The 18575-nt window shown below is 61.4% G+C and carries 15 protein-coding genes; 11 read left to right on the forward strand and 4 right to left on the reverse strand.

Annotated elements, in window-relative coordinates:
- Window positions 1-1338: ABC transporter substrate-binding protein (locus VKP01_RS00395; RefSeq protein WP_324409664.1), on the reverse strand; the 1338-nt coding region annotated here is incomplete at its 3' end.
- 413 nt (window positions 1339-1751) lie between these two features.
- Complete coding sequence (locus VKP01_RS00400) at window positions 1752-2729, reverse strand: LysR family transcriptional regulator (RefSeq protein ID WP_324409665.1); 978 nt, start codon at window positions 2727-2729, stop codon at window positions 1752-1754.
- A 150-nt stretch (window positions 2730-2879) separates the two neighbouring features.
- On the opposite strand from VKP01_RS00400, the gene VKP01_RS00405 reads away from it, so the two are divergent.
- Window positions 2880-4742: an ABC transporter ATP-binding protein gene (locus tag VKP01_RS00405; protein WP_324409666.1), complete on the forward strand. Its 1863-nt coding sequence runs from the start codon at window positions 2880-2882 to the stop codon at window positions 4740-4742.
- Window positions 4743-5012: 270 nt separating this feature from the next.
- Here the strand turns inward: VKP01_RS00405 and VKP01_RS00410 are convergent, their stop codons facing one another.
- Together VKP01_RS00410 and VKP01_RS00415 are read right to left on the reverse strand one after the other, a co-directional pair.
- Window positions 5013-5630: a hypothetical protein gene (locus tag VKP01_RS00410; protein ID WP_324409667.1), complete on the reverse strand. Its 618-nt coding sequence runs from the start codon at window positions 5628-5630 to the stop codon at window positions 5013-5015.
- Between the two features lie 436 nt (window positions 5631-6066).
- On the reverse strand, window positions 6067-6942 hold the full coding sequence (locus VKP01_RS00415; protein ID WP_324409668.1) for a 3-keto-5-aminohexanoate cleavage protein: 876 nt from the start codon (window positions 6940-6942) through the stop codon (window positions 6067-6069).
- A gap of 697 nt (window positions 6943-7639) precedes the next feature.
- Here VKP01_RS00415 and VKP01_RS00420 point away from each other — a divergent pair.
- From VKP01_RS00420 to VKP01_RS00465, 10 genes are all read left to right on the forward strand, one after another.
- Entirely contained in the window at window positions 7640-8602 is a 963-nt protein-coding gene (locus tag VKP01_RS00420) for a tripartite tricarboxylate transporter substrate binding protein (protein WP_324409669.1), read from the forward strand.
- A 77-nt stretch (window positions 8603-8679) separates the two neighbouring features.
- Entirely contained in the window at window positions 8680-9609 is a 930-nt protein-coding gene (locus tag VKP01_RS00425) for an NAD(P)-dependent oxidoreductase (RefSeq protein WP_324409670.1), read from the forward strand.
- 22 nt (window positions 9610-9631) lie between these two features.
- Window positions 9632-10798 (forward strand): alpha-hydroxy acid oxidase, encoded by a 1167-nt coding sequence (locus tag VKP01_RS00430; protein ID WP_324409678.1) that lies wholly within the window; start codon window positions 9632-9634, stop codon window positions 10796-10798.
- On the forward strand, window positions 10795-11244 hold the full coding sequence (locus VKP01_RS00435) for a tripartite tricarboxylate transporter TctB family protein (RefSeq protein WP_324409671.1): 450 nt from the start codon (window positions 10795-10797) through the stop codon (window positions 11242-11244). Before VKP01_RS00430 ends, VKP01_RS00435 begins: the two co-directional genes overlap by 4 nt.
- Window positions 11241-12767: a tripartite tricarboxylate transporter permease gene (locus tag VKP01_RS00440; protein WP_324409672.1), complete on the forward strand. Its 1527-nt coding sequence runs from the start codon at window positions 11241-11243 to the stop codon at window positions 12765-12767. The genes VKP01_RS00435 and VKP01_RS00440 overlap by 4 nt, the downstream gene beginning before the upstream one ends.
- Window positions 12760-13851 (forward strand): LacI family DNA-binding transcriptional regulator, encoded by a 1092-nt coding sequence (locus VKP01_RS00445; protein WP_324409673.1) that lies wholly within the window; start codon window positions 12760-12762, stop codon window positions 13849-13851. The genes VKP01_RS00440 and VKP01_RS00445 overlap by 8 nt, the downstream gene beginning before the upstream one ends.
- Before the next feature lie 64 nt (window positions 13852-13915).
- Entirely contained in the window at window positions 13916-14611 is a 696-nt protein-coding gene (locus VKP01_RS00450; protein ID WP_324409674.1) for an RraA family protein, read from the forward strand.
- Between the two features lie 101 nt (window positions 14612-14712).
- Window positions 14713-15864, forward strand: coding sequence for a thiolase family protein (locus VKP01_RS00455; protein ID WP_324409675.1), 1152 nt, complete (start codon window positions 14713-14715; stop codon window positions 15862-15864).
- A 2-nt stretch (window positions 15865-15866) separates the two neighbouring features.
- Window positions 15867-16244: a Zn-ribbon domain-containing OB-fold protein gene (locus VKP01_RS00460; RefSeq protein ID WP_324409676.1), complete on the forward strand. Its 378-nt coding sequence runs from the start codon at window positions 15867-15869 to the stop codon at window positions 16242-16244.
- The gene (locus VKP01_RS00465) at window positions 16241-18310 is read left to right on the forward strand and encodes an acetate--CoA ligase family protein (protein WP_324409677.1); all 2070 of its coding nucleotides are present in this window, start codon (window positions 16241-16243) and stop codon (window positions 18308-18310) included. The genes VKP01_RS00460 and VKP01_RS00465 overlap by 4 nt, the downstream gene beginning before the upstream one ends.
- Window positions 18311-18575 lie beyond the last annotated feature (265 nt).

An 18575-nucleotide genomic window follows, 5' to 3' on the forward strand; every position in this document is an offset into this window, starting at 1 on the left:
CTCGGGATTCGAATAGGCGATGCGCGGCGATGCGCCGGTCTCGAAATACTGTGACAGGGCGGCGGACGGATCCACGACACTGCCGCGACCCATGTAATAGAACGGCACGCCACCATCCTGCACATCCGACCAGAGCGTAGACCATTCCGGCGTATTGAAGTTTACCTTGAAGCCCACTTCCTCCAGCATGGGCACGATGGCTTCGCTGATCTGGCGATCCGCGATGTAGCGACCCACCGTCGCGTAATAATCCACCTCGACGCCGACCAGCCCGGCTTCTTCGAGCAAGGAACGCGCCTTCTCGGGAGCGTATTCGTAGAAAGTGGGCATGTCGGGGTCGTAACCGACGACACCGGGGCCGGCAGGCCCGTTCAGGATCGTCGCCTGTCCGCCCAGAAGGGCCCGCACCAGCGCATCGCGATTGATGGCATGAGCGACCGCCTGCCGGGCGCGAACATCATCCCAGGGCGGGGTCTCGGGGTTCATGGCGAGGAACATGATTTCCATGGCATCAACCCAGGCGATATCCAGGTGCGACGCCTGATCGACCCGCTGAACCAGCTGTGGCGGTATGAACTGGGCAACTTGCACTTCACCGTTCATCAGGGCCGTCACCCGCTGCTCCGGCTCGGGCATGATGCGCAGCATAACCTCGTCGGGGTTATCGGGATGCGCACGCGGATGATCGGGGACCTTCTCCAGGACGAGATGATTTCCGATGCTGAGATCCACGAGCCGATACGGTCCAATACCGTGCGGATGCTCGCGGTCAGCGACTTCAGGTCCGTATTCGTCGTAGAGCGCTTTGGAGGTAACGATCCAGTTCTGCATGAATGTCGGCAGCGTCACCATGGGCTGGTCCGTGACGACTTCCAGATTGAGCTCGTCGATGACCCGTACTTCGACCACCTGGCGCACATTCTGCGTCTGTCGCGAGTTCGGATCGTTGGCAATGCGGTCGATGGAATGGGCAATATCGGCGGCCACCAGCTGCTCGCCGTTGTGGCGCATGAGACCGTCCTTGATCTCGAGAGCCCAGACGGTCGGCTCCTCGGGATCCTTGAGACCCCAGCTTTCCAGCATGTAGGAATCGAACGTGCCGGTCTCGAAATCATAGGTGACCAGGCAACCATAGACCTTGCACCAGATGCCGTTCATCAGCGAGACGCTGTCGGCATGGGGGTTGTGGCCCGCGATCGTCTCGGTCACGGCGACGGTCACACGCGTGGGCGTATCGTCGTCGCTGGCGGTGACCGGCCCGGCAAGACCTACGGCTGCCCCGAGCATGGCTGTGGCCCCGAGGCTGCGGGCGATTGCGAAGCTGCGTTTAGCTGGCATTATAGAAGCTCCTGTGGTTTGCATCTGTTCCTGCTGCCTGCCGTCTCGCCCGCCCACTGCGGAATAAGGTTGGGCTGTGGAAGGTAGCGCGCTCGATTGGTGCGTTGCACAAGCCATGCCAACTTATCTTAATTTATTTTATCTCATTGTTTTAATTGATTATTTTTATGCGTTTGCGGCGTGATGACCCTACGATCTACCGGTCGGCTACGACAAACGGCACGACATCGCGTCCACCGGCTCGCTGGCGCCGGCGCAGGCCTGACGGCCTGATCACTTCATGGGCATGAAGATCGCCTTCACAAAGGCGCCGGGAAAACTATTAAGTTAGATGATACAATAACTTGAGTTTTGTCATAAGTTTATATTATGCCCCCTGCCCATGGTTTCGCCCCGTTTTGCTCCGGTGAGCGTCAGCTTCCGGGAATTCGAATATCCTGGACAGTCCTCGGGGCGAAGCGGGAGATCCGGGTGTCACGGGCGCGGCGCAAGGCCAGTCGGCACTGCTGTGCGAGTTTGTCGGGAATGTTCAGGAGTTCCGCGCCGCGCGCACCAAGAACGATCGTCCGGCTCAGCCCCGGCGCGGGCAGGGGATGAACGTCGATCCGCTCGAGGTTGTCACCGGCCTGCAGCAGGCCGTAGGGCGTCGTGATCGCCCAGGCATCGCCCGCCGCCACCGTATGCGCGATCATCGATACCCGGTCGAACTCGAAACGCCGGGGGACACCCAGCGTGATACGCCGCAGGTAAGTGTCGATCAGACGCGCCAGCCTGCGCTGGGAACTGAAGCGCACCATGGGCAGCCTCTCGGCCAGTGCTTCGATCTCCACTTCGCCGCGAAAGAAGCCCTTGGGTGCGAGGAGGACGCCCGGCTCCGTCACCAGTTCGAACCATCGCATTCCCTCGACCATGCCGTCCTGCGCGAGCACGACGATATCGTGGCGCCCATCCAGCAAGGCTTCTTCGAATTTGGGCTGCGGTGATGCGGCGATCGTGATCTGCTCGGCCAGTGGCTTGAGCGTCTCGATGATCGGCAGTTCCAGCACGTCGGCCATCGTCTCCATCAATCCGATGCTGATGCGCGGTACCAGCACCCCCTGATAGCGCAGCATCGCGACTTCTGCCTGATGGGCGGCTTCCAGGATTCGGATCGCGTGATAGCGCAGTTGCAGGCCGGCCGGCGTCAGGATCAGCACGGCACCGGTCCGCTCGAACAGGCGCACATCGAGAATCCGCTCGATGCGCGCCGTCTGTTGCGAAACCGCCGCCTGGCTGATGCCGAGGGCGCCTGCGGCTGCGCTCATGGTCCCGGTCTCGCAGACCGTCAGGAACGTCTCGAGCGCCCTCGTCGTCAATTCCGTCGAGAAAACCCCTGCTTTACCCGTCACCATGTTGATCCTCCAGACGGTGGCTGTCGAGCGGCAAGACGCGCCGCGACCGGTACGCGCGCATCCTGGCATACTCCTTGCTGCGACCGTTCACGGCAATCGACGGCGCCGCAACCCCGTGCTTATGGCCCGTATGACATTGGAGACCAAGCGATGAACCATGTGGACCGCAAGATCGGGAACGAACCCCTGCTCGATGTTCGCAGCCTTACGACCGTGTTCCCCAGTGTCGACGGCGATGTCGTCGCCGTCGATGACGTATCCTTCCAGATCAGGCCCGGAGAGACGGTGGCGCTGGTCGGGGAATCCGGATCGGGCAAGTCCGTCACCGCCCGCTCGATCATGCGGCTGATCGATTTCATGGGCGGCGAGATGCGCAAGGGTGAGGTGCGGCTGCGCGTGGACGGGCAGACGCTCGATCTCGTCGGCCTGCCCGAGTCGCAGATGCGCCGTCTTCGCGGCAACATGGTCTCCATGATTTTCCAGGAACCGATGACATCACTCAATCCCGTTCTCAGCATCGGGAAGCAGATCACCGAGGTGATCCGGCTTCATCAGGGCGTCGGTGAGAAGGAAGCGCGGCGCATTGCGCTGAAGACGTTGAAGCTCGTTCGGATTCCCGAAGCGGAAAAGCGTCTTGCGCAGTTCCCGCATGAGCTGTCGGGCGGCATGCGCCAGCGTGTGATGATCGCCATCGCGCTCGCCTGTCGCCCCGCCTTGCTGATCGCAGACGAGCCGACCACGGCTCTGGATGTCACGATTCAGGCGCAGATCCTGCAGCTGATCAAATCCCTGCAGGCCGAAATCGGCATGGCCGTGCTCTTCATCACCCACGATATGGGCGTCGTCGCGGAGGTCGCAGACCGTGTGGTCGTCATGTATCACGGACGCAAGGTCGAGGACGGCCCGACGCAAGAGGTGTTTGCCGCGCCACGCCACAGCTATACCCGAGCCTTGCTTTCGGCGATCCCGCGGCTGGGCAGCATGGCCGGAAAACCGGCACCCGAGCCCTTCGCCGTGCTCGATCCCGGGAATGCGAAGAGCATCGCGCGCCCGGTTGGGGCGCTCCCGGCCGCCACCCACAACAAGCGCCGCACCCGGGTGCTCGAGGTGCACAAGCTGACGACGCGATTTCCGGTGCGCAAGGGAATCCTGCGGCACATCACCGGCATGGTTCACGCCGTCGAAGACGTCAGTTTCTCCCTGCATGAAGGCGAAACGCTGGCTCTCGTCGGAGAATCCGGCTGCGGCAAGTCCACATGCGGACGATCCATCATGAAGCTGGTCGAACCGACGGCGGGAGACATCATCATCGAAGGGCAGAATATTACGGCTCTGACCCCACGCCTCATGCTTCCTTTTCGCAGCCGCATTCAGATGATCTTTCAGGATCCCTATGCCTCGCTGAATCCGCGCATGACGGTCGAGGACATCCTGCTGGAACCCCTGATGATCCATCGTCAGTTGATGAAGCTGAAGCCGGCGGAACGCTCGGCGCGCATCGATGTGCTTCTCGACCGGGTGGGCCTGCCACGCAGCAGCCGGCGACGCTATCCGCACGAGTTTTCAGGCGGCCAGCGCCAGCGCATCGCGATTGCGCGGGCCCTGATGCTGAACCCGCGCATCATCGTCGCGGATGAGGCGGTCTCCGCGCTCGACGTCTCGATTCAGGCGCAGGTGGTGAACCTGCTTCTCGAGCTTCAGGCCGAACTCGGTATTGCGCTGATTTTCATCAGTCACGACATGGCTGTCGTCGAGCGCATCAGTCATCGCGTCGCAGTCATGTATCTCGGCCAGATCGTCGAAATCGGTCCGCGTGAAGCGGTGTTCCGCAACCCTGCACATGCCTATACCAGACGTCTGCTCGACTCCGTCCCGGTCGCAGACCCCACGCAGCAACGTCAGCGTACGCTTGATCATTCCGAGATCCCCAGCCCGGTCCGCCCGGTCGGAGAGCCTCCGGTCGTTCACCCCCTGGTCGAGGTCGGCCATGAACACTATCTGCAGATGTCCTGATTCCGCGCAAATCCTGTCCGGCGACCGTCTCGTCGTTTCGCGCAAGCAGGGCATGCACTCTCTACCGGGATATTCAGGAAAATTTCCGAAGGTACGCGTTGCATCAGCGCCGCGTCTTGTGGACAAGGTCAGGCATCACGGCGCGTGCGGAAATGAGCGCTGGTATCGGCTGATTCCGTTTGATCAGAAGTTTGACCATGCGGTCTGATGCCGCTTGGCACCGAGCGGGTGCGCCTGGGGGCAAGATTTGCCTGTGAATGTTGTCAGATATCAATCCATTACATTGCGAAAATCATTTATGTCCTTATCCAGTTCCTGCAGGTCAATACATTCTTTTGGCGGTACAACAAATAATGCTTGCCTTCCACATTCTTCAGTGCGCGCAACATACCTTTCAACAACGTGATAGTGGGGTCGATTCACATAATCATCGAATATGATTTTTGCGCCTTCCTCAGCAAATTTCAGGCTTGTCAGGAAGCAACAGACTCTGAATCTACCATCAATCAGTATAAGATCAGGTTTTTCTTCTTGATCCCAAAGATAATTTGTATAATCGGGAAAAAAATTGCGCCTTGAATAGTTCTTAGGTCGCCCCATGAAGCCGATATCGCCTAGATCAGAGTGATGTATATAAATATTTTTTCTCCGCTTAGTTCTTTTTGTTACTTTATTAATCCATTTTTCTGAAGTGTCAACAGCAATTACTTTCGCGGAAGTGTTGTTGACAATCCACACCGTTGATTTCCCAACGCCATACTCGCCGTAAACGTTTGCATCCTTGGCCAGGGATTTGAATAGCTCGTCGTTTCCATGAAATAAAAAACCGGATCGTCCTATTGTTGCTTGCCATAAGAAGTGGGCAAGCCGGCGTGTCTTAATGAACATTGCTTAGTCCCATTGATTGGGCCAAGATGGCCCGAATGTCCTGAAGCCTGGCCGCAAGATCGCTCAAAGAGTCCAGCGGATCAACGGGTATTTGCCCCGAACGGTGCTTGTGATCGGGAAAACCTTCGCATTGCGGCGGGGCAATCTGCCCACCATTGTCATCCATGGGTCTGGGGGCGCATCGGACGCGCCTGTCTTGTCAAGAAGCGCCAAACCCGAACCCTGTGATCAGAATCTGTGCGAGAATGAATGCATTGGCTGATTTGTCGGAACGCAAGATCGCCATCGAGCCGTTAAACCATGGCTGTGATCATGCGAAAGCGGCCTTCAAGCGCTTTCGAATGACCCTGTTCGATCAGAAAGTCCACCTGGCACTCCGGCGCCGAGCCTGCACCGAGAGACCATTCGCGCGATCAAGCGCAGCAAATTCCCGGCATCATCCGGGGAGCTTCAAGATATCGCGCGCCTCTGCGACGCGCGCGACGCGCCCGCCGAGCAGGTCGATCAGCTTGACGGATTTTTCGACGAGCGCGGCATTGTCGGGCGTCTTGACGCCGCGTGAGAGATAGACCGTGTCCTCCATGCCGATGCGGCAATGACCGCCGAGCAGGAAGGCCTGTGCGAGCATCGGATAGGCCATGCGGCTTGCACCGAAGGCCGCCCATTCGCATTCCTGCGGCAGGATCGACTGGAAGAAGGCCAGCGCCTGCGGCGTCGCGGGCATGCCGTAGTCGACGCCCATGACCAGCTGGAACAGGGCCGGCAGGCGCAGCGTGCCGTCGGCGATCAGCGCCTTTGCCAGCTTGATGTCACCGGTATCGAAGACCTCGAGTTCCGGCTTCACCCCTGCGGCATAGATCCGACCGGCCATTTCGCGCACGCTGTCGGGGTGGTTGATCACCGCGCCGCCGCCGAACCACATCGTGTTGAGATCGAGGGTGCACATTTCCGGCTTGAGCTCGACCACGTGCTCGGTGCGGATGCGGGCATTGGTGAGCGTGGTGGCAGGCGCGGCCTTCGCCGGGTCCTCCGGATCGGGCACATAGCGCCCGCCCGGTCCGGTCGTCAGGTTGACGATCAGATCGACGTCGCTCTCGCGGATCCGCCGCATGACCTCGCGATAATACTCAAGCGCCATGCTCGGGCGCCCCGTCTGCGGATCGCGCACGTGGATATGGCAGATCGCGGCGCCGGCCCTCGCAGCGTCGATGGAAGCGCCCGCGATTTCCTCCGGCGTGACGGGGAGATTCTCGTTGTGCGCGCGCGTCGGAAACGTCCCCGTCACGGCGCAGCTCAGGATCGTCGGCCTCATCGCATCGTCTCCAATATCAATCATGCAAGGCGAGCAGCATGCATCCGACCAATTAGAAGCCAAGGCGCATCCGCCCAAACCGCCTATGCGAAACAAACACAAAGACCGCCAAGGCAGATACGCATTGGACACGCGCAAAACGCTACCGGATTTTTTCCAGTCACAAGACCCGGATCGTATCCTGATACGATATGTTTCGTAGCAATGCGAAACAATCCGAACGTGGTCATTCGGAGTTAAGGTCCTTCAGATAAAGCTCGGTAAAAGAGCGATTTTTGCCCGACACGATTCGATGTGATCCTTGCCCAGGGAAAGCAGATCAACTGATAGAGACCATCCGAAACTCTGCACAAGAAGGCGTTTCTTGCCGTTTTCAGGCAATTTCGTACCCAAATATGTGAATGATCCCAATGCGCAATTCCGAGAATTCGCATATGCGGTTAAATTTGAAATAATATTACGCAAACCACCTCATGATTGCACTTTGCATTGCAGCGATCGTTGCAGCGAAACCGCCTGTGAACGATCAGAAACCGCGCATGCTGCGCTGCGACGCGTGGTGTGAACCCGATGCGGGACGCGGCTCCACCGCCTCGCAACATCCGCCAGACAGCGCTTTCGTTGTGGAATTGACTTGTTTGCATACGTAGTCAATCCTTTCCCCAGTCGGCATGCAAGCCGAACGAAAAGGGAGGAAATGATGCGTATTTTCGCGAGCATAATCGGAGCCTCGGCTCTTCTCGCCAGCACGGCGGTATGGGCCACGGATTATCCGACACAGCCTGTGACACTGGTCATCCCCTATTCGCCGGGTGGCCTGACCGATACCAGCGGGCGATTGATCGGAGAGCGTTTGTCGGAAGAACTCGGGCAGCCTGTCGTGATCGAGAACCGCGCCGGTGCGGGAACGACGGTGGCGAGCAACTGGGTGGCGCAGCAGGAGCCGGATGGCTACACGATTTATGCTGCGGCAGTATCCATGGCGCTGAATCACCTCATCCAGGATGAAGTGAATTATACGCTCGATGACTTCACCTACATTTCCGGCTGGATCGACTCTGCGTTCATCCTGCACGTCCATCCGTCACTCGAAGTGTCGACCATGGATGAATTGCTCGCGAAGATTCAGGAGAATCCGGACACCTATGCCATCGGCACATCGGGCATCGGCGCCGTGAACCATCTCGCCACGGAATTCTGGGTGGACGTTGGCGATCTCGATCTCGCCATCGTTCACTATCAGGGCGGCGCCCCTGCGCGCCAGGATCTGCTCGCCGGCAACATCGACATGATGTTCGCTGCGACGCTCGAAGTGCTTCCGCTCCTCGAGGCCGAAAGCACCGTCGGCATTGCGGTTACGACACGGGACCGGCTCGACGCCGCGCCGGAACTTCCGACGGTCGAAGAGGCGATGGATCTCGATTTCTTCGAGGCCGTGTTCTGGCAAACACTCGTCACCCCTGCCGGCACGCCCGATGACGTCGTCGAGCGCCTTCGGTCGGCCATGGAAGTGGTCGGGCAGGATGAAGAGCTTCGCGCAGCGCTCGCCGAGCAGGGTGTTCTCCTGAACGTGACGGACCACGAGGCCGTCGTCGAACGGCTTGGAACGGCCGAGGATGTCTTCGGGCCGCTGCTGGAACGCGCGGCGAGCTCCGACTGACGGACGCTCGATGGAAAAAAGGCCGGCATCAGACGGTGCCGGCCGTTCCGTTCCCGAAATGCAGCCAGGAGCGCACCGTGCGGAAAATCGTCGTCTGCGGCCCGATAGACCAGAGCGGGCTGGATATCCTGCAGTCGCGTTTCGAAGTCCGTGTCGTGGAATCGAATGACGAGCACAGGTTCGCGACGGAGTTGCGAAAGGCAGCCGGGGCCATTCTCAAATATCGACCCCTCACATCGGATCATCTGGAGCACGCCCCCGATCTGGAGATCGTCTCCCGGCACGGTGTCGGATATGACAGTGTCGCTGTCGATGCGTTGCGCCATCGCGGGATCCGGCTGACGATCACCAACGGCGCCAATGCCGTCGCGGTCGCAGAGCACACGGTCGCAATGATACTCGCGACGCTGAAGGGGCTGGTTGGTGCGAATGCGAGCGTGCGCGCGGGCAAATGGCACGGCGATCTGCCGCTCATATCCGATCTCGCCGGCAAGCGGGTTCTGGTCATCGGCGCCGGCAAGATCGGGCAGGGTGTCATGCAGCGACTTGCCGGGTTCGAATGCGATGTCGCGTATCATGATCCGGGGCTTGCCGTTGCGCCGGAGCCGGAATTCGGCTTGCGCGAGCGCGATCTGCCAGAGGCTCTCGCGCAAGCGGATATCGTCTCGTTGCATGTGCCGTTGATGGCCGCCACGCGATATCTCGTCGATCCGTTTGCCTGCAAGCCGGGCGTCATCATCATCAACACCGCCCGGGGCGGTCTTGTCGATGAGCAGGCACTGGCGCGGGCTCTCGAATCCGGACATGTCGGCGCAGTCGGTCTGGATGTGTTCGAAGAGGAGCCGCTGCAGGGGCGCCCGGCATTGCCCGACAATGGTCGAAGCGTGCTGACGCCGCATGTTGCCGCGCTTTCCGATACCACGAACCGGCGCATGGCCGTCCATGCCGCCACAAATATCGTGCGCTTCTTCGACGGCGCTCTGCTCGAACAAGACGTCATCGTCTGAGAAAGTCGCTGTCATGTCGCGGATGTACTCGGTTTCCGATTATGAGAAGGCTGCGCGACGGCTGCTCCCGCATTGTGTATGGGAGTATCTCCAAGGCGGCACGGAAGACATGCTCAGCCGCGATCGCAACAGATCGGCATTCCACGACTTTGCATTCACCTCCCGCGTCCTGCGCGACGTGTCCGCGCCCTCGTTGACCACGGAACTCTTCGGCGCGCGCTACAGCCTGCCCGTCGGCATGGCCCCGACCGGTCTCGCCGGCATGATGCGCCATGATTGCGACGTGCACATCGCGAAGGCTTTCCACGAAAACGCCTTGCCCTATGTGATCAGCGCTTCGTCGGTCGTCCCGATGGAGGAGTTGGTCGAAAACGTCCCTGGCGCCTGGTATCAGGCCTATTTTCCCGATGACAGGGAGCGCGTTGATCGCATCTGTACGCGGCTCGAGAACTGCGGCATCACGAATCCGATCGTGACGGTCGATGTTCCGGTGGCGGCCAATCGGGAGAATATCAAGCGACGGGATTTCAACATCCCGTTCCGGATGACGCCTTCGCTGGCGCTCGACGGACTGTTGCATCCGCGCTGGATGGCGGGCACCTTGCTGCCGACCCTGCGCACACGCGGGATCCCGCGTTTTGCAAACCTCTACGAAGAGATCGGGACGCGGATCACCGAAGATCCGCCGCAGGGTTTTCGCGGCGGTCGCGACCGGCTTTCCTGGCAGACCATGTCATGGCTGCGCGAAAGATGGCGCGGCAAATTGATCCTCAAGGGTATACTGCATCCGCAGGATGCCCTTGAAGCATGCGCAATCGGTATGGACGCGATCGTGGTATCGAACCATGGCGGGCGGCAACTCGATTATGCGATCTCGACCCTTGCGGCCCTCGAATCCGTCGTCAGTGCGGTTCGGGATCGGATCGCGGTCTTCTTCGATGGCGGAATCACGCGCGGCACGCATGTCCTCATGGCGCTCGCACTCGGCGCGCAATTCGTCTTCGCGGGGCGCGCCTTTCTCTACGGCGCCGCCGTCGCCGGACAGCGTGGGGTCGACCATGTCATCGACATTATCCGCCGGGAGCTCCTGACGGACATGGCCTTGATGGGCACGGCGGATCTCGATGAAGTTCGTTCTGGGGGCATTCTCCAGCGCGCCGCTCCCCTGAATTGTGGAGTTCACGCATGATCCTGAGACAAAACAGACTGGCCGGTGTGGTCGTCGCCTGTATCGGCGCTGCGGTCCTTCTATATGCGCAGCGCTATGGTTTCGGCACGGTCGCGCGGATCGGCCCGGGTTTCTTCCCCCAGATGCTGTCGGCTTTGCTTATCCTTTTGGGAATCCTGGTCTTCTTTCTGCCTGATGATGAGGATGCGGGGGGCGTGACATTGTCATGGTCCGAAGTGAGGGCCTTCGTCTTCTCGATTGCGAGCGTCCTGCTCATCGCGCTCCTGATCCACCCGGCGGGTGTGATCCCCGCGAGTTTCATCGCGGCTTTCGTTGCCTCCTTTGCGCATCGTGACGCCACGCTTCTTCAAAGACTCAGCCTGTCGGTGGCGGTCGCAGCGATCGCCGCAGCGATCTTCGTGTACGCACTCGGCATGAACCTCCGGCTCTTCGGGCGTCTGCTATGAACCTGATCGATAATGTGACCCTTGGTCTTCAGACTGCGCTGACGCTGGAGAACCTGTTCTACTGCCTGGCCGGCGTGACGCTGGGAACCTTCGTCGGCGTGATACCAGGTCTCGGCGCTCTCGCGGCGATATCGCTGCTGCTGCCGGTGACGTATTATATCGATTCGACGGCCTCGCTGGTGATGCTGGCCGGTGTCTATTACGGAACGGTCTATGGCGGCTCGACGGCGGCGATCCTGCTGAACCTGCCGGGCGTTCCCTCCGCCGCCGTCGCCTGCCTCGACGGGTATCCACTCTCGCAGCAGGGGAAAGGCGGGCTCGCCCTCTTCATCACGACGATCGCTTCGTTCGTCGGCTCGATGATCGGTTTCGTGCTCCTGGCTGCCCTGGCACCCGGTATTTCCCAACTGGGTCTGATGCTCGGGCCGGCCGATTACGTCATGATGATGGCTCTGGCGCTGACCGCCGCCGGCACAATGTCGACCGGTTCGCGCGTGAAGGGTATCGTGATGGTGGTGATCGGCCTCTTGCTCGGCACCATCGGGACCGATGTGCATACCGGCATCACGCGCTTCGCCTTCGGTCACGCGGCGCTTCTCGACGGCATCAGCCTCGTGGCGATCGCAATGGGCCTGTTCGGCATTACCGAGGTAATCAATGCGTCAGCCGGGAAGGGCGGGCAGGGGGGACTGCCCACGGTGACGTGGCGCTCGATGATTCCGACGCGCAGGGAGATGAGGTCGACTGGGGCGCCGATGCTGCGTGGCGCGGGGATCGGCGGCTTCTTCGGCGCGTTGCCCGGTGTGGGCGGTACGATCGCATCCTTCAGCTCCTATGCGGTGGAGAAACGCATTTCGCCGCACCCCGAGAAGTTCGGACATGGGGCTCTCGAGGGGATGTCGGCATCGGAATCGGCCAATAACTCCGCCATTCAGACGGCTTTCATCCCGACGCTGACACTCGGGATCCCCGGCGATGCCGTCATGGCCCTGATGCTGGGCGCCCTCATCATCCACGGGATCGCGCCCGGGCCACTGCTCATCGAGCAGCAGCCGGGGCTTTTCTGGGGCCTGGTGATGAGCTTCGTGGTGGGCAATATCTTTCTGGTCATCCTGAACATTCCGCTGATCGGGATCTGGATCAAGGTGCTGTCGATCCCGCGGCTCTACCTGTTCCCCGCGATCATGATCTTCATCGCATTCGGCGCTCTGAGCGCGAGCATGAACCCGTTCGACGTCTACGTCGTCGCTGCGATCGGGGCGCTTGGCTGGTTTCTCTTCAAGCTGGGTTTCCAGCCGGCTCCCCTGATGCTCGGTTTCATCCTCGGACCGATGCTGGAGGAGAACTTCCGGCGTGCCCTTGTCTTGTCGCGCGGTGACTATGACGTCTTCATCACGCGCCCTGTCAGCCTGACGCTGCTGATTGCGACGGCTGCGCTCATTGTCGTGCCGATTGCTCTCGCGCTGCTTCAAATGGCGCGAGACAAGGGTCGGAGTCGGAATGTGAGCCCGCGCGATGAGTGATGTGTGGTCTCGATCCGGCACATCTGCCAGAAACGCGGGATCTCTGAACGAGCCCGGACCTGAGAGCATGTCGAACGGAAAACGCGCTACATCGATTGACGTCGCCAGATTGGCCGGTGTGAGCCAGTCGGCGGTCAGCCGCACCTTTCGGGAAGGTTCATCCGTGTCTGAAACGACCGCTGCCCGCGTGCGCGAGGCCGCGGCGGAGCTCGGATACCGCCCCAACATCATCGCCCGCAGCTTCAATACCGGGCAGACGAAGATCATCGGCCTGGTCGTGTCCTATCTGGAAAGCCCGTTCTATTCGATCCTCGTCGAGACGCTGTCGCGGCGCTTGCAGGAGAAGGGGCTGCACATTCTGGTTTTTCTCGCCGAAAAGCCGATGTCCAAGGTCAGTTCCATTGTCGACGAGTTCCTGGATTATCAAGTCGATGCGATCGTCACGGCTTCGGTTTCACTCGACGACAAGATAACCCGGCGCTGTGAAGCCGCGGGAATTCCGATCGTGATGCTCAACCGGAGTCAGCAGGGGCGAAGAGTATCCGAGGTCACCTCGGACAATTACAGCGGCGCTCATGACGTCGCACGGCATCTTGCTGCAACCGGGCGCTCCCGGATCGCGCATATCGCCGGCTGGCAGGGTGCCTCGACCGGTGTCGACCGGACCGCCGGGTTTCTTGCCGGCCTCGAAGCGTGCGGGCTTGCGCCGCTCGCGGTCCTCTGTGGCGATTATGCGCGCGACAAGGCCGTTGCGGCGGCGCGCACGCTCTTTCGGGAAAAGACGCGGCCCGACGCGATATTCGTCGGGAGTGACTACATGGCTTTTGCGGTAATGGATTACATCCGGTTCGACGTGGGGCTGCGCATTCCTGAAGATGTCGCCGTTGCCGGATATGACGATGTGCCGATCGCATCCTGGAAGAGCTACGAATTGACCAGTGTTCGACAGCCGATCGAGGTGATGGTCGACAAGACGGTGGCGATTCTGACCGCGCAGATCGCGGAGGTGGCGGAAGTCTCAAAAGTAAAGATCAAGAACGATCTCGTCATCAGGCGCTCGACCGCCGGTGATGCTTCTCGATGAATCGACCACCGGGGACCGGCGCGCTGCGCCGGCAGCCCCCGGAACGGCAGCAGGGAACAGGGCAATGCAGCAGGAACTCATGACGGCATTGAAGATCGTCGATACACCGTCAATCTGTAACGCGATCGAAGTCGTTCAGGGCAAACGGGGATTTGACCGCTATACGCGGGGGACGGTTCTGTCGTCCCGCGCGAATGCGGCTCCGATCGTCGGCTACGCGATCACCGCGAGAATCGCGGCACGCGCGCTTTCCACCGAGGATCCGGGGGTCATCAGGGAACGCCGGATGGCATACTACAAGATGATGGCCGACGCGCCGAGGCCGGGTATCGCAGTGGTCGAGGATGTCGATTATCCCGCATGTGTCGGTGCTTTCTGGGGCGAGGTCAATACGACGGTCCACAAGGGATTCGGCATCGGTGGCGCATTGACCAACGGCGTGATGCGCGATCTCGACGCGCTGCCGGACGGCTTTCCCGTCATTGCCGGCTCCGTGGGCCCGAGCCATGCCTTCGTCCACGTTCGCGAGATCGCAATCCCGGTGACGGTCTTCGGATTGACGATTCACCCGGGGGAACTCATCCACGCCGACCGCCATGGCGCACTTGTCATTCCCGACGATGTGCTGTCGGAACTGCCGAAGGCTATCGCGAAGATGCAGGCAACCGAGGAAATCGTCCTCGGCCCGGCGCGCGCTGCGAATTTCGATTTTGCCGCATTCGAGAAGGCGTGGGCGGCTTTCGAGAAAGCGCGCACCTGACAACCGGCGAAATCCCGCGCTGGGCCTCGAGGCTTTGCCCGCAAAGCACTTGCCCGATCGCCTCAATCGAGACGTGACCTCATCCGAAGGGAAATTTCGGTATGGCAGATGCAAGACCCGCAGCCTTCATCCAGGGCATCGGCAACACCAGATTCGGACGGCTCGAGGGTACGGATACGTTGTCCCTGATGAGCGAGGCTGCCGAGGCAGCTATGCGGGATGCGGGGGTCGCGCGCCCGGCGATCGATGCGGTCCTGACCGGCTATTCGACCGCATTGCCGCACTTGATGCTCGCGACGCTCTTTGCGGAGCATTTCGGGGTCAAACCGCATTACTGCCACGGCGTACAGGTCGGTGGCGCGACCGGTGCGGCGCTGGTCATGCTCGCCAGGATACTTGTCGAATCGGGAACGGCGGAGCGTGTTCTGGTCGTCGCCGGCGAGAACCGGCTCACCGCACCTGGCGGGCGTGACGGGGCGATTTCGACGCTCGCGCAGGTCGGGCATGCACTCCATGAAGTCCCGTTTGGCGCGACCATTCCGGCCTATTACGCCTTGCTTGCGTCACAATACATGGCCGCCTACGGCGTCTCAGAGGAAGACCTGGCGGAGTTCGCCGTGCTCATGCGCAACAATGCCGCCACGCATCCCGACGCGCATCTGACGAAGCCGGTGACGGTCGCGGACGTGCTCGCATCACGGGCGATCGCGACGCCCCTGAAGCTCCTCGATTGCTGCCCGATCTCCGACGGCGCCGTGGCGCTGATCATCGGCAAGGTAGCTGGGGAGGGCGCTGTGCGTATCGCCGGGACAGGGCAGGCGCATCAGCACCAGCATATCAGCGCTGCGACGGATGTGTCGGATTACGGCGCGCGCCACGCCGCGCAGCGGGCCTTCGCGCAGGCCGGGATCAGACCGGATCAGGTGGATATTCTGGGGATCTACGATTCCTTCACGATCACGCTCTGCGTCCTGCTCGAGGAGATCGGATTCTCGGGCCGCGGCAAAGCAGCCGCCGATCTGCGCGCCGGACTCTATGGACGTGAGGGCAGCCTTCCGCTGAACCCGCATGGCGGACTGCTCTCCTTCGGCCATTCCGGCGTCGCGGGGGGATTGGCGCATATCGCCGAGATCGCGCGTCAGCTCGGCGGCAAGGCGGGTGACCGGCAGCTTGCCGGAAAATCACGCGGCTTCGTTCACGCCGATGGCGGTGTGCTCTCGTCCCACGTCAGTTTGCTCTTGCAGGGAGAATGAGAATGGGCACCGCCGTGGATCGCTATCGTGAGGGCTGCCGCAAAGGCGAGTTGCGTCTTTTCAGGTGTTCTTCCTGCGGGGCACTGGAAGCGTTCGCGCGTGATTTCTGCCCGCGTTGCGGCGCCCCGGATCCGGTATCGGTGAGCGCCGGAGGGCGGGGTGTCGTCGCTGCGATCACCGTGGCTCATATCGCCCCGAGTCCGGAATATCGCGCACTCGTGCCGTACGGGATCTGCCTCATCGATCTCGATGAGGGCGTGCGTGTCATGGGCAATTGTGCGCCCGGCCTCGCTGTCGGTGACCGCGTGGCGCTGTCGTTTGCGGAACGCGGCGACGCCCATCTGCTGCAATTCACGTCGACCGGAGATGAAGACCGATGACGATTGACCGCCTGCTCAACCCCGCCTCCGTCGCGATCATCGGCGCCTCGGACAATCCCAACAAGATCGGCGGACGCCCCATCCGCTTCATGCGCATGTTCGGCTTTCAGGGCGAGATCTATCCGATCAACCCCGCCCGCACGGAAGTGCAGGGGCTCAAAGCCTACAAGTCGGTTTTCGATCTGCCACAGATACCGGATGCCGCGATCATCGCCGTGGCCGGCGCTGCGGTGAAGGACGCTGTGGCGGCCTGCGCCGAACTGGGGGTGGGCGCAGCGGTGATCATGGCCAGCGGATTCGGCGAAACCGGCGCTGCCGGCAAGGCGCTCGAACAGGAGATGCGCGCCATCGCGCGGGAGGCCGGCATGCGTCTCGTAGGGCCCAACAGCCTCGGGGTCGCGAATTTCGGCAATGGTGCGGTCTTGTCCTTCGCGACGATGTTCCTGGAGGCTGCGCCCGCCGACGGCCCGGTGGCCTGCATCAGCCAGAGCGGCGCCATGAGCGTCGTTCCCTACGGCCTGCTGCGCGAGCGCGGGATCGGTGTGCGCCATGTCCATTCGACCGGTAACGACGTGGATGTCACCGTTTCGGAGCTTGCGATTTCCGTTGTTCAGGACCCCGATATCAGGCTCGTCCTGCTCTATCTCGAAAGCCTTTCCGATCCCGCGAATCTGGCCGAGGCAGCACGTCTCGCGCATGAGCGCGGCGTGCGCCTGATCGGCGTGAAATCGGGGCGCTCGGATGACGGGCGCCGCGCCGCCGCATCCCATACCGGCGCGATCGCCACCTCCGACCGTCTGGTGGACACGTTCTTCGAGAAGATCGGGATCTGGCGTGCCACGGGAACGGCGGACCTGGTGGATTGCGCCGAACTCTATCTGAAGGCCGCGGCGCCGCGCGGGCGCAATCTGGCGATCGTCAGCAATTCGGGAGCGACCTGCGTCCTCTCGGCGGATGCTGCGGAGCGGGAGGGATTCCAGCTTGCGCGGCTGGGTGATGCGACGGTTGCGAAACTTCGCGAGATCCTTCCCGAATTCGCCGCAACCGTGAACCCCATCGATATCACCGCAGCGCTGTTGAGCAATAGCGGCCTGTTCAGCCAGGTGCTGCCGGCGCTCGGTGCGGACGAAGCCGTCGACGCCCTGATCGTCGGTATTCCGGTGAGCGGCGAGGGTTATGATTATCCGCGTTTCGCTCGGGATGCGCGCGATTTCGTCGATCGGTTCAAGATACCCCTCGTGGCGGCGATCCCGCAGCCGAAGGTGCGCGCTGCATTCACCGAACTGGGCATACCCTGTTTCCCGACCGACGAGCAGGCGATTACGGCGCTTGGCCGGTTCGCGCGCCACCATGAGCAGATCGCGGTTGCAAGATCGCGTGACGCTTACGCGCCGATAACGCTCGCCGATCGCGCGTCCCGCGTCCTGGACGAAAGCCGCTCCCTCGCGATCCTGCAGGAATACGGCATCACCTGCATGCGCAGACGGCTGTGCTCGAGCCTGGAGGAGGCGCTCGCGTTCTTGCGCAGCAACGGCGGAGCCGTCGTGCTCAAGGCCTGCTCGGCCGAAATCCCCCACAAGAGCGATCATGGTCTGGTCCGGACACATCTCTCCACCGAGGAGGATGTCGCGCGCGCCTATGACGATATTGCAGCCCGGGTGAAAGCCGGCGGCTGGGATATCTCCGGGATCCTGATCGGGGAAATGGTACGTGGCGAGCGTGAACTCGTTATCGGTGGCCATATCGACCCGCATTTCGGCCCCGTCGTGATGGTTGGCGACGGCGGTGAGCTCGTCGAGGCCATGCCCGACAACATCCTCCTGCTGCCCCCCTTCACCCGCGAAGAGGTCGCTGCGCATCTCGCGAAACTGCGCCTTGCGCCGATGTTTGAAGCAATCCGCGGGCGCATCCGGATCGATCGGGGCAGTGTCGTCGATGCAGTCATGGCAGCCGGCGCGATCATGCAGGATCGCCGCATTCGATCCCTCGACATGAACCCGCTGATCGCGGATGCCGAAGGTCTGGTTGCGGTCGACGCATTGGTCGAGGAATTCATGGAAAGCTGATCGCGCAGCCAAAGCACGACAGATCATGATGAACAATGTCGCATGTCGTCACTTGCGGGTGGAAAGCCACGTGATGGGACGAACAATAACTTAGAGCGCCCGGCCTGACTCCGTCAGGTCGGAACGCGCTTGTCTTATGACTTTCTCTGCCGAATGGGCGAGAACGGATCGCCGGGAGCGGGTGGCCACCCGCTCCCGGCGGCGAGGGTCGGATCGTGAACGCGCTGACCGTTTGACGGGTCGAGTTAGAGTCGGATCGCCCTCG

The organism is Saliniramus sp. (assembly GCF_035311605.1).
GTDB lineage: Bacteria > Pseudomonadota > Alphaproteobacteria > Rhizobiales > Beijerinckiaceae > Saliniramus.